Annotated in this window: 15 protein-coding genes and 2 tRNA genes; 7 read left to right on the top strand and 10 right to left on the bottom strand. The window is 60.3% G+C overall.

Annotated features, from left to right (window positions below; genetic code table 11):
* Window positions 1-79: 79 nt before the first annotated feature.
* Both Cocul_RS00765 and Cocul_RS00760 read right to left on the bottom strand, forming a co-directional pair.
* Window positions 80-2,269 carry a 3-hydroxyacyl-CoA dehydrogenase/enoyl-CoA hydratase family protein gene (locus tag Cocul_RS00765; protein ID WP_055121412.1) on the bottom strand — a complete coding sequence of 730 codons (2,190 nt, stop codon included), beginning with the start codon at window positions 2,267-2,269 and terminating at the stop codon, window positions 80-82.
* 4 nt (window positions 2,270-2,273) lie between these two features.
* Complete coding sequence (locus Cocul_RS00760) at window positions 2,274-3,437, bottom strand: acetyl-CoA C-acyltransferase (RefSeq protein ID WP_055121411.1); 1,164 nt, start codon at window positions 3,435-3,437, stop codon at window positions 2,274-2,276.
* 238 nt (window positions 3,438-3,675) lie between these two features.
* On the opposite strand from Cocul_RS00760, the gene pdxS reads away from it, so the two are divergent.
* Together pdxS and pdxT are read left to right on the top strand one after the other, a co-directional pair.
* Window positions 3,676-4,566 carry a pyridoxal 5'-phosphate synthase lyase subunit PdxS gene (gene pdxS / locus Cocul_RS00755; RefSeq protein WP_055121986.1) on the top strand — a complete coding sequence of 297 codons (891 nt, stop codon included), beginning with the start codon at window positions 3,676-3,678 and terminating at the stop codon, window positions 4,564-4,566.
* Between the two features lie 3 nt (window positions 4,567-4,569).
* Entirely contained in the window at window positions 4,570-5,112 is a 543-nt protein-coding gene (gene pdxT / locus Cocul_RS00750) for a pyridoxal 5'-phosphate synthase glutaminase subunit PdxT (protein WP_055121410.1), read from the top strand.
* 40 nt (window positions 5,113-5,152) lie between these two features.
* Here pdxT and Cocul_RS00745 read toward each other — a convergent pair whose 3' ends face one another.
* The 6 genes from Cocul_RS00745 to Cocul_RS00720 all read right to left on the bottom strand — a co-directional run bounded on the left by Cocul_RS00745 (window position 5,153) and on the right by Cocul_RS00720 (window position 8,791).
* On the bottom strand, window positions 5,153-5,779 hold the full coding sequence (locus Cocul_RS00745; RefSeq protein WP_055121409.1) for an ATP-dependent Clp protease proteolytic subunit: 627 nt from the start codon (window positions 5,777-5,779) through the stop codon (window positions 5,153-5,155).
* A gap of 20 nt (window positions 5,780-5,799) precedes the next feature.
* Window positions 5,800-6,399 carry an ATP-dependent Clp protease proteolytic subunit gene (locus tag Cocul_RS00740; RefSeq protein WP_055121408.1) on the bottom strand — a complete coding sequence of 200 codons (600 nt, stop codon included), beginning with the start codon at window positions 6,397-6,399 and terminating at the stop codon, window positions 5,800-5,802.
* A gap of 181 nt (window positions 6,400-6,580) precedes the next feature.
* On the bottom strand, window positions 6,581-7,927 hold the full coding sequence (gene tig / locus Cocul_RS00735; protein WP_055121407.1) for a trigger factor: 1,347 nt from the start codon (window positions 7,925-7,927) through the stop codon (window positions 6,581-6,583).
* Between the two features lie 37 nt (window positions 7,928-7,964).
* Window positions 7,965-8,038: transfer RNA gene (locus Cocul_RS00730), tRNA-Pro, on the bottom strand.
* 91 nt (window positions 8,039-8,129) lie between these two features.
* Window positions 8,130-8,204 (bottom strand) — tRNA-Gly (locus tag Cocul_RS00725).
* A gap of 122 nt (window positions 8,205-8,326) precedes the next feature.
* Window positions 8,327-8,791 carry a ribose-5-phosphate isomerase gene (locus Cocul_RS00720; protein WP_055121406.1) on the bottom strand — a complete coding sequence of 155 codons (465 nt, stop codon included), beginning with the start codon at window positions 8,789-8,791 and terminating at the stop codon, window positions 8,327-8,329.
* 111 nt (window positions 8,792-8,902) lie between these two features.
* On the opposite strand from Cocul_RS00720, the gene Cocul_RS11620 reads away from it, so the two are divergent.
* The 3 genes from Cocul_RS11620 to Cocul_RS12700 all read left to right on the top strand — a co-directional run bounded on the left by Cocul_RS11620 (window position 8,903) and on the right by Cocul_RS12700 (window position 11,105).
* Window positions 8,903-9,442: a CAP domain-containing protein gene (locus Cocul_RS11620; protein WP_055121405.1), complete on the top strand. Its 540-nt coding sequence runs from the start codon at window positions 8,903-8,905 to the stop codon at window positions 9,440-9,442.
* A gap of 331 nt (window positions 9,443-9,773) precedes the next feature.
* Window positions 9,774-10,097 (top strand): hypothetical protein, encoded by a 324-nt coding sequence (locus tag Cocul_RS00710; RefSeq protein ID WP_055121404.1) that lies wholly within the window; start codon window positions 9,774-9,776, stop codon window positions 10,095-10,097.
* A 210-nt stretch (window positions 10,098-10,307) separates the two neighbouring features.
* Entirely contained in the window at window positions 10,308-11,105 is a 798-nt protein-coding gene (locus tag Cocul_RS12700; RefSeq protein WP_082422094.1) for an excalibur calcium-binding domain-containing protein, read from the top strand.
* A 262-nt stretch (window positions 11,106-11,367) separates the two neighbouring features.
* Here Cocul_RS12700 and Cocul_RS11610 read toward each other — a convergent pair whose 3' ends face one another.
* Window positions 11,368-12,195, bottom strand: coding sequence for an N-acetylmuramoyl-L-alanine amidase (locus Cocul_RS11610; RefSeq protein WP_082422093.1), 828 nt, complete (start codon window positions 12,193-12,195; stop codon window positions 11,368-11,370).
* A gap of 933 nt (window positions 12,196-13,128) precedes the next feature.
* Window positions 13,129-13,653 carry a hypothetical protein gene (locus Cocul_RS12120; RefSeq protein ID WP_150114284.1) on the bottom strand — a complete coding sequence of 175 codons (525 nt, stop codon included), beginning with the start codon at window positions 13,651-13,653 and terminating at the stop codon, window positions 13,129-13,131.
* Window positions 13,654-14,348: 695 nt separating this feature from the next.
* Here Cocul_RS12120 and Cocul_RS12115 point away from each other — a divergent pair.
* Together Cocul_RS12115 and Cocul_RS11600 are read left to right on the top strand one after the other, a co-directional pair.
* Window positions 14,349-14,876 carry a hypothetical protein gene (locus Cocul_RS12115; RefSeq protein WP_150114283.1) on the top strand — a complete coding sequence of 176 codons (528 nt, stop codon included), beginning with the start codon at window positions 14,349-14,351 and terminating at the stop codon, window positions 14,874-14,876.
* Complete coding sequence (locus Cocul_RS11600; RefSeq protein WP_082422091.1) at window positions 14,854-15,294, top strand: ImmA/IrrE family metallo-endopeptidase; 441 nt, start codon at window positions 14,854-14,856, stop codon at window positions 15,292-15,294. The genes Cocul_RS12115 and Cocul_RS11600 overlap by 23 nt, the downstream gene beginning before the upstream one ends.
* The last annotated feature ends 28 nt before the right edge of the window (window positions 15,295-15,322 follow it).

The raw sequence follows: 15,322 nt of genomic DNA, 5'->3' as shown, positions 1-15,322 counted from the left end.
CATGAGGCCCGGCCTCCCGGCTGAGTTAATGCCGAGAGGCCGGGCCCCGTTCTGCGTTATTTTCTGTGACCCAGCCGCGCTAGTTGTTCAGCGGCTTGCGCGTCTTGGCCATGTGCATGGCGCGCTCCGCATTCTTAGGCTGCACCAGCACGGCGGAGGCCTCGTGGCTCTCCCGCAGGCCAAGCTCGTGGGCGTCGATCTCGCCCTCGCCGGCGTACTCGCGGGCCAGGGCCGCGCCGATGGCCTTATCCGTCTCACTGCCCTCCTCAAAGCTCAGCTCGCCGGGGTACAGCGGCAGCTTCCCCGGGGCCGGGGGCTGGTATCCCTCGGCCAGCTCCTCGGCCAGCGCGAAGGCGTCCGCGATCACGTGATCCGGGGAGAGCACCACCCGATCCGCCGCGCGCAGCAGCGGGAGGTTCACCGCCGGGATCGGCTTGGTGTTCAGCAGCATGGCAAAGGCCTTTTCATGCGGCTTCTCCACCCCCATCTCCACCAGGCGCTCCAGCACGCGCACGGTGCCGCCCCAACCGGGGAAGAGCCCCACAGAACGCTCCGGGAAGCCCACGCGGGTCTCCGCGTGGATCACGGAGGCGTCCGTGTGCAGCAGCAGTTCCAGGCCGCCGCCCAGGGCCACGCCACGCACGGCCCCCACCACGGGGAAGGCGGCATCGCGCAAGGCTTGGAGGGAGACGGCCCCGGCGCGCACCACCTCGTAGGCGGCCTCGGCCTCACCCGTGGCCGCCAGGCGGGCGATCGTGGGCAGATCGGCTCCCGCGCAGAACGCCGTGGGGTTATCGGAGGCGATCACCAGGGCCCGAATGTCGGTGCGCTGCGCCACCTCGCGCATGATGTCCAGGGCCGCGACACTACAGGCGTTCATCGGGGTGGTGAAGGTGTACACGGCGATGCCGTCGGCGCGCTTGAACACGGTGGCGGCGTCATTCTGGGCGATGACCTCGGCGTCTACCACCAGATCGGCCACCTTGACCACCCCCTCGCGCTCGCGGGGAGCCTGCGGGATGCCGTCGCTGCCCAGCACCTTTCCATCCGCGTAAAAGCCACCGGCCTGGACTGCGGCAGTCAAAAGCTCCGGTGCCTCTCCCTCGTAGAGGGAGGCCAACCACTCCACGCCCAGGGAGTCTGCCAGGGCAAAGGGGCCCTTCTTCCAGCCGTAGCCCAGGGCCATCGCGGAGTCGATGGCATCCACCGCGTCGCAGATCTCGGGGGCGGTCTCGCAGCAGTAGGTCAGGGTGGTCAGCAGCACGTCCTTGGCGTAGCGCCCCTCGGGGGTGTCCGCGGTGAGGAGTTCGCGGGCGTCGCCGGGCACCGCGTACTTCTCACGCGGCCGGTAATCCCCGGCGGCGAAGTCAAAGACCTCCTCGCGTCCCCGGTAGAAGCCGGACTGCGCGGTGCGCCCGGTGAAACCCTTGTCCAGCAGGGTGGTGAACTCCGGGCGCTGCGTGATGTCAAAGCGGTGGTAGGCATCTTGCTCCGGCAGGGCGGAGAGCAGCGATCCCCAGATCGCGGGCACCAGTTGCAGGCCCACGTAGTCAAAGAGGCCAAAGATCCCGGTGCGCGGTATGCCGAAGGCGCGGCCGAAGGCGGTGTCCGCCTGCTCCGGGGCGATGCCCTGCTCGAAGGCGATGTGGGCGCCGGCCGCCATCCAGAAGTTACCGATGCGGTTGGCGATGAAGCCGGGGGTATCGCGGCAGTCCACGATCACCTTGCCCAGCTGGCGCTCCAGCACCTGCGTGAGCGCCTGGGTAACCTCCGGGCGGGTATCCGGGCCCGCCACCAGTTCCACCAACCGCATGACGCGCGGCGGGTTGAAAAAGTGCGTGATGGCAAAGTCCTTGCGGAAGGACTCGTCCAGGCCACCGAGGAGTTCTGCGAGCGGAATGGTGGAGGTATTGGAGCTCACCGGGGTGCCGGGGGTGCGGTGGGCGTCGATACGGCGGAAGGTGTCCTGTTTGACCTTGAGATCCTCAAAGACGGCCTCGACGATCCACTCCGCCTCGGCCAGGCGATCGAGGTGATCCTCCACGTTGCCGGGAATCACGTTGTCCGCGTATTCCGGGCGCATGAAGCCGTGCCGCTTGAGCTGAAGTTCAATCCCCTTCTTGGCCCGGGCGTCCCGATCCTCGCCCTCGGCGGGAATATCAAGCAGGTGGACCTTCACCCCGGCGTTGGCCAGGTGGGCGGCGATCCCCGCGCCCATGGAGCCCGCGCCAAAGACGGCGGCGGTGCGAATGGTGTTCGTGGCAGACATATGCTTAAACCTCCAGAATCAAAGCGATGCCCTGGCCGCCGCCGATGCACAGCGTGACCAGGCCGTAGCGGCCGCCGGTGGCGCGCAGGCGGGCGATGAGCTTGGTGGTCAGGATCACGCCGGTGGCGCCGATCGGATGGCCCAGGGCGATGGCTCCGCCATCGACGTTGGTCTTGGCCGGATCGAATCCCAATTGATCAGATACCGCCAGGCACTGCGCGGCGAAGGCCTCGTTGGACTCGATGAGGTCGATGTCCTCCAGGGTCAAGCCGGCCTTCTTCAGCGCCTTGGGCACGGCCCCCACCGGGCCCAGGCCCATGTACTTGGGGTCGCAACCGGCGATGCCCCAGCTCACCACGCGGGCCTGGGGGTTGAGTCCGTGTTCGTCCACGGCGCTCTGGCTGGCCATGACGGTGACGGCGGCGGCGTCGTTGATGCCCGAGGCATTACCGGCGGTGACGGTGCCCTCCTTACGGAAGGTCGGGCGCAGCTTGGCCAGCCCCTCCAGGGAGGTCTCGCGGGGGTGCTCGTCGGTGGTGAACTCGCCGCCGCGCACCGGCACGGGCACGATCTGCTCGGTGAAGCGCCCCTCGTCGATGGCCGCGCGGGCGCGGCGCTGGGATTCCAGGGCGTACTCGTCCTGCCGCTCGCGGCTGATGCCGAACTTCTCCGCGATGTTTTCCGCAGTGATACCCATGATGCCGTTGCCCATGGGGTCGGTGAGCGCGCCGGTGAGCCAGTCATCCAGGGTGCCGTCGCCCATCTTGATGCCCTTGCGCATTCCGGGAATGGAATACGGGGCGGCGCTCATGACCTCGGTGCCGCCGACGAGCGCGAGGCTGCTATCGCCGGTGATCATCTGCTGCGCGGCGCTGACGATGGCCTGAACGCCGGAGCCGCAGAGGCGGTTGACGGCGTAGGCGTGGCTGGACTGGGGCAGGCCCGCCTCCAGGGCTACCGCGCGGGGGGTATATACGTCGCGCGGGCGGGAGGTAACCACGTTGGCAAACACGGAGGCGTCGAAGGCGTCGGCGGGGGCGCCGGAGCGCTCGATCACCGCCTTGGCCACGTGAGCGCCCAGGTCGATGGGGGTGCAGGAGGATAGGGACCCCAGGAATGTTCCGATGGGGGATCGCGCGGATTCAACGATGTAGACGGATTCCGACATGTTCTTGCTCCTTAGTTCTCAGGTGCCGTTGTCGGCTGCGCCGCTCGCCCCGACGCGCCCAGCGCACCCAGGCACACAGACGAATGGTGATTCGCAGCAACCTCCCCCACTGTAATGGTGGTCACCACAAGCCGCAATGTCCCGACAGGACACAGGGGCGGCCAGTCGGGAGTGGTACAAAAAAATATCCCAGAATTGGCACTAGGATTGGACCATCGCCGCGCTCATAATGGCCCCCATGACTCAATCCACCACCGGTTCCCCCCTGGTCAAGCGCGGCTTGGCCGACATGCTCAAAGGCGGCGTCATCATGGACGTGGTCACCCCCGATCAGGCAAAGATCGCCGAGGAGGCTGGCGCCGTGGCCGTGATGGCCTTGGAGCGCGTGCCCGCAGATATTCGCGCCCAGGGCGGCGTGGCCCGCATGTCCGATCCCGACCTCATCGAGGGAATCATTGACGCCGTGAGCATTCCCGTGATGGCCAAGGCTCGCATTGGGCACTTCGTGGAGGCCCAGGTGCTGGAATCCCTCAAGGTGGACTTCATCGACGAATCCGAGGTCCTCTCCCCCGCCGACTACACCCACCACATCAACAAGCAGCCCTTCACCGTGCCCTTCGTCTGCGGCGCCACCAACCTGAGCGAGGCGCTGCGCCGCATCGCCGAGGGCGCGGCCATGATCCGCTCCAAGGGGGAGGCCGGAACGGGAGACGTCTCCGAGGCCACCCGCCACATCCGCACCATCACCGAGGAGATCGCCGCTCTGCGCCACCTGCGCGAGGAGGAACTCTACGCCGCCGCCAAGGATCTGGCCGCCCCCTATGACCTCGTGGCCGAGGTGGCCCGCACCGGCAAGCTCCCCGTGGTGATGTTCACCGCGGGCGGCGTGGCCACCCCCGCCGACGCCGCGATGATGATGCAGCTGGGGGCCGACGGCGTCTTTGTGGGCTCCGGCATCTTCAAATCCGGCGACCCCGCCGCCCGCGCCGCCGCCATCGTGCGCGCCACCGCGGCCTACGACGACCCCGCCGTGATCGCGGAGGTCTCGCGCGGCCTGGGCGAGGCCATGGTGGGCATCAACGTGGGTGATCTTCCCGCGCCGCACCGCCTGGCGGAGCGAGGCTGGTAATTCATGGTTCACGTGGGTGTCCTCGCCCTCCAGGGCGGGGTGTCCGAGCACGCCGAGATGCTCGCCGGGCTGGGCGCGCGGGTGCGCCTGGTGCGCCGCCCCGAGGACGTCACCGGGCCCGATGCCCCCGATGCCTTTGTACTGCCCGGCGGGGAGTCCGGCCCCATTGATCGCCTGGCGGGAATCTTCCGCGTGCGCGAGCCGCTGATTCACGCCATCGCGCAGGGCGCGCCCGTGCTGGGCACCTGCGCCGGGCTGATTCTGCTGAGCCGCTGGGGCCTACTGGACGTCTCGGTGGAGCGCAATGCCTTTGGCCCCCAGGTCGCCTCCGTGCGCACCCGGGTGGATTGGGAGGGCACAGCCCTCGACGTGGCGTTCATCCGCGGCCCCAAGGTCACCGCCGTGGGGCCCGCCGCCACCGCCTGCGCCTGGCACGAGGGGGCAATCGTGGGCGTGCGCCAGGGCAACCGGCTGGGGTGCTCCTTTCACCCGGAACTCACCGGGGACACCACCCTGCACCGCCAGTTGCTTGCGGCGGCGGAATAATGCTTATCGACGCCCCCGGCGTCGATAAGCCCCCCCCCGGTTAGTCGTTGAGCTTGCGGTACTGGAATACCTGATCCGCGATGCCGTACTCCACGGCCTCCTCCGCCGTGAGGATCTTGTCCCGATCAGTATCAATGCGGATCTGCTCGGCAGTGCGCCCGGTGTGGGCCGCCAGCGTCTTTTCCATCAGCGTGCGCATGCGCTCGATCTCCGCCGCCTGGATCTCCAGGTCAGAAACCTGCCCCTGCGTACCCTCGGTGGCTGGCTGGTGGATCAGCACGCGGGAGTTAGGCAGCACGGCGCGCTTGCCCTTGGCCCCCGCCGAGAGCAGCACGGCGGCGGCCGAAGCCGCCTGCCCCAGGCACACCGTCTGCACGTCCGGGCGCACGTACTGCATCGTGTCATAGATCGCCATGAGCGCGGTGAAGGAACCACCGGGGGAATTGATGTACATGGTGATGTCCCGATCCGGGTCCAATCCCTCCAGCACCAGGAGCTGAGCCATGATGTCATTCGCGGAGGTATCGTCCACCTGGGTCCCCAGGAAGATGATGCGCTCCTCGAAGAGCTTGGCATAAGGATTGGTCTCCTTGGTGCCGTAGGCAGACTGCTCGATAAAGGAGGGCAGCACGTAGCGGGCCGAGGGCATCTGGAAAGCGTTGTTCATGGATATTCTCCTTTTCCTTATTAGTTGCTCACGGAGCCCTGGGCGGTGGTAATCACGTGATCCACCAGGCCGTATTCCTTGGCCTGCTGGGCGGTGAACCAGCGGTCACGGTCGGAGTCCTTGGTGATCTGCTCGAAGGTCTGCCCGGAGTGCTCCGCAATGAGCTGCGCCATCTCCTTCTTGGTGGCCGCGAACTGCTCCGCCTGAATGGCGATGTCCGCGGCGGTGCCACCCACGCCCGCCGAGGGCTGGTGCATCATAATGCGGGCGTGCGGCAGCGCAAAGCGCTTGCCGGGGGTGCCGGCGGTGAGCAGGAACTGGCCCATCGACGCCGCCAGGCCCATGCCGTAGGTGGCCACGTCGCAGGGGGAATACTTCATCGTGTCATAAATAGCCATGCCCGCGGTGACGGAGCCGCCCGGGGAATTAATGTACAGGGAGATGTCCCTGGTGGGATCCTCGGCGGACAGAAGCAGAATCTGAGCGCACAGCTTATTAGCGATCTCATCGTCCACCTGGCTGCCCAGGAAGATAATGCGCTCGCGCAGCAGGCGCTCGTACACAGAATCGCTCAGGTTCAGCCCCTGAGCCTCTGCGGCCATCGTGGTGGAAGCGTTCATGATCGTGTTCTTCTCCTCGCTTGGTCTCGGTTGCTCGATACTTCCCACAGGCTACCCGCGCGAGGGGACGCACCGGCACAAAAAACGGCCTTGTTCGCTCACAGCGTTGGTTCCTCCCCCGCGCAGGAAAAAGCCCGGCCGCCGGGGCCGGGCTTTCTTCAGGACAGAAGCGAAAGAGCGCTTACTCCTTGTCCTCGGACTCCTCTTCTTCCTCGCCGAAGTAATCCGTGGGATCCACGGCATTGCCCTCATCGTCCTTCACCGTGGTGCGGCAGATGGCGGCGGCCAGGGCCTTTCCGCGACGCACGTCGGAGAACAGGTTAGCGATCTGCCCGGACTGGGAGAGCTGCTGCACGAACTGGTTGGGATCCATGCCGTAGGCCTGCGCCGTGAACATGATGTGATCGGTCAGCTCCTGCTGGGAAACCTCCGGGGCCTCCTGCTCCGCCAGGGCGTCCAGGAAGAGCTGGGTGCGCACGGCCTCCTCGGCGCTGGTGCGCTGCTCCTTATCGAACTCTTCGCGGGTGGTGCCCTGCTGTTCCAGGGCGGAGTTCAAAGCCGCCTCGTCGTGGGCGAGCTGGCCCAGCAGCTGATGCAGCTGGTTGTGCACCTGCTCGTTCACCACGCCCTCCGGCAGCGGGAAGTCCGCGTCCGCCAGGGCCTTCTCCAGCACGGCATCGCGGATAGCGGTGGCCTGCTCCGCCTTCTTGGACTCCTCCACCTGGCTCTTGGTGGACTCGCGCAGTTCCTCCACCGTGTCAAACTCGGAGGCCATCTGCACGAATTCCTCGTCCAGATCCGGCAGCTTGCGCTCCTTGGTCTGCTGGACGTGCACCGCGATGGTGGCTTCCTCATCCTTGTGCTCGCCGCTGCGGATCTTGGCGGTGAACTCGTTGTCCTCGCCGGTCTTCATGCCGCGCAGGGCGGTGTCCAGGCCGTCGATGAGGTCACCCTGGCCGATCTCGTAGGACAGGCCCTCGGTGGTGGCCTCGTCCACAACCTCGCCGTCGATGGTGGCCTTGAGGTCAATGATCGCGTAATCGCCCGTCTTGAGCTTGCGCTTGGTGTCCTTCAGCTCCGCGAACCGGCCGCGCAGCTGGTCAATCGCCTCGTCCACGGCCTCCTCATCCACCTTGAGGGCGGGAACGGTGACCTCGATGGCGGAGAAGTCCGGCACCTCAAACTCAGGGCGCACGTCCACCTCGGCGGTGAACTCCACGTACTCCTTGTCCTTGATCTCCGTGACGTCCACGTCCGGCTGGCCCAGCGGGTTCAGCTCGTTCTCGCCCAGGGCGGCTTCGTAGCGGGAGGGCAGCATGTCATTGACCACCTGCTCCAGGATCGGGCCACGGCCAAAGCGGGCGTCGATAAGCTGGCGAGGAGCCTTCCCCTTGCGGAAACCGGGAATGGAAACCTGCTGCGCAATGGCGGCATACGCCTGGTCTAGCTCACCCTTCAGCTCATCGAAGGGAACATTCACAGTGAGCTTGACACGGGTGTCGCTCAGCTTCTCGACGGAACTCTTCACGAGTCACTCTCCTGGATTCGGTGAATACATGTGTACGTCGGGGCGACAGGATTTGAACCTGCGACCCCCTGCTCCCAAAGCAGGTGCGCTACCAAGCTGCGCCACGCCCCGTACAGGCCGCCACTCTACCGGCCGCTTCCAAACTCCCCATACATCGGGGTAGGTTAAAGGCCCCGCCGCCGATGCGACAGGGCCTAAGACCTGGAGGGAACGACGGGAATCGAACCCGCGTCTTCAGCTTGGAAGGCTGAGGTATTAGCCACTATACGACGTTCCCCTGACGTGACTGGCAGTGTATCGCACCCAGGGTGCGATACCAAACGCCGCACCACCGCGTGCCGCTCGTTGCGGCATCGCCCGAGGCGGCGTCGCTCAGCGCTGGCGTGGGCGGACGTTATTTTAAGCCGTGGGCGCGATCCCCGTGCGCTCGTAATCCGCCAGAATGTCAATGCGACGCTGGTGGCGCTCTGCCTGCGACCACTCCTGCCCCAGGAAGGCCTCCACGATCGCAAGCGCCTCCTCCTGCGAATGCATGCGGCCGCCAATGCCGATGAGCTGCGCATTATTGTGCTCTCGGGCCAGGCGCGCCGTCTCCTCCGACCACGCCAACGCGCAGCGCGCACCTTTGACCTTGTTCGCGGCGATCTGCTCGCCATTGCCAGAGCCACCCAGCACGATGCCCAAGGAACCGGGATCGTTCACCGTGCGCTGCGCGGCCTCGATGCAAAAAGCCGGGTAATCGTCCTCGGGATCATAGGCATGGGCCCCGCAATCAATAACCTCGTGCCCCGCACCCTGAAGATGCTCCACGATGACGTTCTTCAACTCAAAACCGGCGTGATCCGCCCCTACATATACGCGCATGGCGGCAATTCTATAAGAAAACGCTCCTGCGAGGTGCGCAATCGCGCGGTACACTCGGCAAGGTACTCGAACGTCTCTTCCGAGAGTTTTCCCACGACCCAAAGAGAAACCATGAGCACCTCCACCGCCGCCAAAGCAGCAGGCACCGCAGCACTCGCCGCCAGCCCCGCCGCACTCGGCGTGCTTAACGACGCCCCCGAGGCCGACGCCGCCGACGTCACGATCCTGCACGAGGAGTCCGGGCCCGCCGAGGAGGTACAGGAAGAGGCGGTATCCACCAGCCCCAGCACCGATGAACCCGCCGGCGCGGCCGTGGCCGAAAGCGCCACCGCGCAAGAGATCCACGACCGCACCAACCAGGTGCGCGAGGAGCACGGGCTCCAACCCCTAGAGATGGACGCAACGCTCAACGAGGAATCCGCGCAGTGGGCCAAGACCATGAGCACCACCGGAATCTTTGAACACGCCGAAGGGGACTTCGCAGAGAACATCCACTTCTACGGAGCGGAGATCAGCGCGCAGGACGTGGTACAGGACTGGCTCGATTCTGAGGGGCACCGCAATAACCTCCTCGACCCCGAGGCCACCCACATGGGCACGGGCGTGTCCCACGATGAAAACGGCACCTATTCCGTGCAGCGTTTTATCTGACCCTAATCTAGATTCGCTAGGGACCCCGGGCGGCACCGCCGAAACAAAAGAAATGGCTATGACAGGATTGCATATACCTTATCCTTTTTGGGAAAGATTCCACACAACCCGCCCCAAAGCCATTCACCCTGGCCAGGTACACAAACAGCGGCGGTTGACCGAATTGGTATGAAAAATTTACCCGCCTGTAACCTTTTCCTTTACCACTCAAGCGCAATAAGCGTTATGCTGGGCCACCGTAACGAAAACCGCACGCCCCGCTACCCCTATGCGGGGTGCGTATTTTTCCGTTGCATGACATGTCAGAAACACACGAAAGGGAACGTGAGAGATGAAGCTGTCTCGTAAGTTCGCCGTTAGCGCCGCCACCTTGGCTGTGGCCGCTTCCGCCACCATCGCCCCCGCGATGGCCGATGAGCGCCCCTCCTTCCTCCCCGGCCAGACCCTCTCCCCCGAGGCTGCTGCCGCACAGAAGGACGCCAAGCAGCCCTCCGAGATGGAGAAGGCCGAGCTGACCGGCAAGCGCCTGGACAACGCCAAGAAGGGCGTGGATACCGCTAAGGGCATCGTGGATACCCTCGGTGGCCTGAACGGCCTGTTCGGCGGCGGCCAGGCCGCCGGTGGCAATGATGCTTCCGGTGAGGCTGACTGCTAATCCCCCTTTTATCGGGATTGAGTGCACAAGCGCGAGGTTGCTTTCCAGCCCTGTTACCGGGGCTCGGAAAAGCGGCCTCGCGTTTTGCCTTACCCTCCCGTGGGGCATCGCCGTGTTGGTGAGGGGTTTCGGGGTTTGCTGCAAGGTGTAACGCCTATCGCTCTTATTCCTATAAGATAGGTACAGAGTTCCAAGCAGAAGGGAGAAACCGTGTCCCGTGTAACCCAGCTTCATGCCTTTACCGTTATCGTTGGCAGTGCCCTGTTGGCCACCGCCTGTGGTAGCACCGACGGAGAAACCGAACCCACCGCGCAGAGTGCCACGAGCACCACGACAACCGCGTCTTCTACCTCCACAACCTCGGCTACTTCCACCACCCCCGCTAGCACGGAGCCACTCGATGCTTCTGCCAGTGCGGCTGCTGGCCAAGCGGCCGAAGCCAGTAGAGAGCCGCAGGCCCAAGAGCCGAGTAGTGCTACTCCTGCCGCTTCTGTAGGCGCAAGCCCCACAGGCACTGGGCAGCAGGGCAATGGCGCTACGAACAATACCACGCAGGCATCCGCGCAGGGCCAAGATAATGGCGCTTCCCACGGGGCGGGTGCCCAGGACAGCAATGCGACAGCCGCAAGTGGTGGCACTAGTGGACAGCAGGGACAGTCCGAGGGGGATGCGCAGCAGGGCACTCCGGGGCCTAGTGTTTATGATCCTAATCCTGGGGATGCGCAGGACACCCCGGTTGGTCAGCTGTATTACTCCAACTGTGGGCAAGCTCTCACAGATGGTGCTCTTCCTCTTCATCGGGGTGAGCCTGGTTATCGTGAGGCTCTTGATCGTGATGGTGATGGTATTGCCTGTGAGCCTGAGAACTGGCCAGAGCATGAGGCATGGCCGACACCTACTAAACTGCCGCAAGCCTATAGCGGAGAAGAAATTCAGCGATTAATGAATGATCCCAATATTGACTATGAGCCTGATCCAGGCGTTCCCGGACCACCTCCCCAGTTGTAAGAAAAATGCCCACTCACATTGCAGATACATTGTTCCTGCCACCTGCCCACTTGGGGCAACACGCTTGCAGAATGATACCCAGTTATTCATATTCGGATATCGCGAAGCGACCTCTATACTAGGGCAATAAAAACGCATTCCAGGTTTTGGGGGACTCCGTAAATATAACAGGACGCTCATACCTATAGGAACGGATCGTAGTATTGATTCAAAATTGAATCAATACTACAATCCGTGGTGGGAGCTTAGATATTATAAGATCTTAGCGCTTCTTGATTCCAGCAACATCTCCGCGCAAGGCTTTTACCTCCGCAGCCAATGCGCGCTGCTCATGGAGGGACACGGCAAGAAGTTCGACAAGAGTCCCCTTCTTCAATGCTCCATCACGCTTGCGGGCATAACCCACGAGATCATCAACATTCCAGCCCTGATCATTAGGTCCACGTAGCTGAGTGCGGTTATCGGCGGAGTTATCGAGAGCCTTCCAGGCTGCATGCTTAGTGTCATTAAGTGCGGCGGCAGAAACGCCAGATAGTACGGTCATTTTATTTCCTCCCTGAGAATGGGAATTGGTCATTTGGTCATACCAGTATTGAGCTCGCAGCATCCAGTGGTCGTGATGCCGCCTACCTTGAGCCAAGTGATACGGGCAAGAAGTTCCACTTATTTCGCGGTGGTCGCGGATATTTTTGCCAAATTCAGGGCGTCCCAGTTTGTGATAGACGCATAACGCTGCGGCTAGATGAGCACCCTCCTCAATGGTCTTATCTGAGATAGGATAGTCTTGATCTGCCCCTGCACTATTGGCGTGCTCAATACCAATACTCTCCTGGTTTGCCTTAAGGTTATTGGCGTGCCAGGCGGTATCCGTATCCTTTACAAGCCGTCCAATGGTGCCATCTATCTCCACCTGATAGTGAGCGCTTGCTTCTCGAATTTGCCACGTATTCCAGCATTCTTCCGTTGTTAATGGGTTGGCGGCATTGTGATGCTTCACAATATACGAGATGCGCTGCCCTCCGCGACCGGCGGTGAAGTTCTTGTTCGTCAGCTTGGTCTTGTCGGTCTCTAGTGTTTTCCAATTTTTCATCTTTCCTCCTTTCACTCACAAGTAAACAGCATCTTCAAGATGGAGCGGCAGTCTGCGACAAAGCACTCTCCTTCTGAATCATTTTCGCAGTTCATAGGCATATTTTAATCGCTTACGGCCGTAACCATCTCCCACCCTCTCACGGCTACCTCATGCACACAGTGAAAGGTCAGCCTCTCCACCTAAGCAAAGCCGCTCATAGCGCACACGCGCTACCGCCTCCGCTAATTCTTCCCATGTGGCAGACCGAAGGACCAACCACTTCCTATTGCTAGTTCGATAAACAATATCTTTAGAGATCCCGAGCCGCCTGGCGAGCGGTCTATCTTTCTCACCCGGATACCGTTCGGATTCTATGAGTTCCGCAGCTTGTTCAATAGGAAATTCCTTCACTGAAGGGTCATAATCTGCACCAATAGTTCCGGCAAACATCTGAGCATAGTGAGTTGAGCAAAGACCGATTCCGTAAAGATCTGGATCCTCACGTGGATACCAGCATCCAACACGTAGACATTTAGACATAAAGAAAACTCTCTCCATAAGAACATAATTAATTAAGTGTGGGGCGGTTTAGGTTCATCATAAATCTCCCATTTTGCTTCCCCTCAAGAATTTAGAATCATTTATGGATTACTATCCGTCAGTGGTATAGAATTTCTATGGACGATTGATTGGAAGTAAGGATTAGCAAAGATTCCATATCGACAGTCTCATAAGCAAAACCCACAATGCTAACGCAAGCCACTATATAACCAAATCAAAATACGGAGCACAGTACACTCCACGTTAATTAATACTGCACAAATTTTCAGCAGGGTTCAACGGCGCATTACTAATTATTTTCATTGAAATATACGGGTGGCAGAATAACATCACCCGTGGTAAAAATTTTCCGGCAGCCAATATCGGTAATCATACACACCTCTAACAAATTTAACCACCCCTCTGTAGGTATAATTTTTCTTGAAGATCCAGAAAGTCCGATGGGGTCGATCCATTGAGAGTGCCAGTTGCAAATGAATAAAGAAGGTCAGGTCGAGTTAAAGAAGGGCAACCAGCTTCACCCACAACACCCTCAGAAGAATCACAACCTCCTCCTTCCACTAAACAGCAATTATTTTTCGGCAAACCTTCTTTTCCACACTTAGTTTGGCTACAATCCTGCACACTATCGCTTTCCAAGCATAAACAAATCGCACCATGTTCATCCTGAGAAATGAAAGTAAAGCCGTTAATTTTACGGTCCCATAACCCCATATGTACGAGTGCCTCAGCCAGCTCGCGTGTAGCTCCCCATACTTTAATCATGTACCCTGGAACGAATCCATCAGTTTCTTGGTTCACAACCCATGAGCCAGCTATCGTCCATAACCCCGCAGCGGCAAGTTTCTGATCCTTACTAAGGGCACCATTCTTCCATGATGAATGGAACTTTTCATCAATACCCTTCCAGAACATTTTATTTCCCTCCACTATTTATCCCAATTGAATCGCATAGGCCTTATTTTAAACCTTATCTCACCCTCATAGTTTTGGTCGCACATGAATCCGTGAAATTATCGTACTACTATCACAGCATTCTCCGCCCCCATTGAGGCCACACTCACACCCTAAGTTCGTTAAATCTCCATATAGATACTTCCGTAATTTAAATATGTAATAAACGCTACTAACGAGACAGCAATTCCTACGATTGCAATATACAGCAACACAAATGCCAAAATATTCACTCGACATCCTTCCCTAACATGTAAGTAAAAACATCAAGATTTTTCTAGCCGCTCAGCATGCTCCACATCTGCAAGGACCAGGATTCTTCCGGGGCGTGCCCCCATTGAGGCCAAGGCATTGAGCACATCAGGCGTCGGCCGTCTCGTAGTCACTGCCCTGTTCCAAGTAGATCGCCCCATGCGAGTGTGACGAGCAATATCTGCCATGTGCTTGAGCCCATGAATTTTCCGAACTCTGTCCAGTTCATCCAAGCTGATAAGAAAATGACTCACCTGAAAGCCTCCTAACGGTACGATGGTACAAGTATGCACCATAACTCTCCGTCTGTAAAGTCTATGAGTCGGCAATGTATGCAAATTTCTACATATCGGCTGCACATGCGAGGCTTGATGTATCAATATTGACACAGTATGCTACTCTCTATGACAGATCTACGGAGGTGGATACACGCCACGACCGGTATTCGGGTGACTGCCGACGAGGTCGGTGGTGCCCTTGGCATATCCCGTGCGTCAGCGACACGTCGTCTAGTAGCAAACGAGTTCAACGCAAGCGAGATCATCACTCTATGTAGAGCATTCGGAGTAAACCCACTGCAAGGACTCTTGAAGTACCGGTACCTCACAGACTTGGAGATTCGCGCTCATGTGAAACGCGAGGGAGAGCTGATGAAGGACGTGGAAAATGGCGCGCTGGCAATAGAACTTGCACGACGGCTCAACCCCACGTCTCGGGCTGGAGAGATCACCAACCTCGTCAAGGGCAGCACTTCAAAATACGACCCCCCAATCCCTGCCGCCATCAGCTTGGAAAATGCTCGTGACCAGCGAAACCGAACAAGCGGGGGTACTCAAATTACCCCCGTTGTCCCGGAGGAGCTCTACGCTGCCGATCATTCACCGGATGAAGATGAGCTGAGGTGGGAGCATGGCGAAGAACCTATCGACTGAAAATCTGATCCACTTAGCAGAGGACAGCGGAATCAGTGTGGAATGGCATGTCGGTAATCCAAAAGGAAAATGGATCCCTGCGCGGGGAAGCATTAGCCTGCGACACGATCTCACTGAGGTACAGGCACGCTGCACTCTTGCTCACGAACTTGGACATGCCCATTGTGGCCACCCCGCAGGACATAATTCTCGTGACGAGAAAGAAGCAGACAGATATGCCGCACGACTCCTCATTTCCGCTGCCGAATATGCATTGGCAGAACAAACGTACGGGCCGCACCCTGCTCGTATCGCTGCCGAGTTGGGGATAACACAACATCTCCTCATCGTTTGGCGTGATATGTGGAAGAAAAAATTTCATACGAGTTCCACAATCTGCTCCGCAATAGCGAGCAAAGAGCAATCAAATTCTGACTAGAGAGGCTGCCAAATCTCACGCCGATAAC

Source organism: Corynebacterium oculi (genome assembly GCF_001412105.1).
Lineage (GTDB): Bacteria > Actinomycetota > Actinomycetes > Mycobacteriales > Mycobacteriaceae > Corynebacterium > Corynebacterium oculi.
The sequence above is the reverse complement of the archived record's forward strand: the minus strand, read 5'-3'. Positions and strand labels throughout refer to the sequence as shown.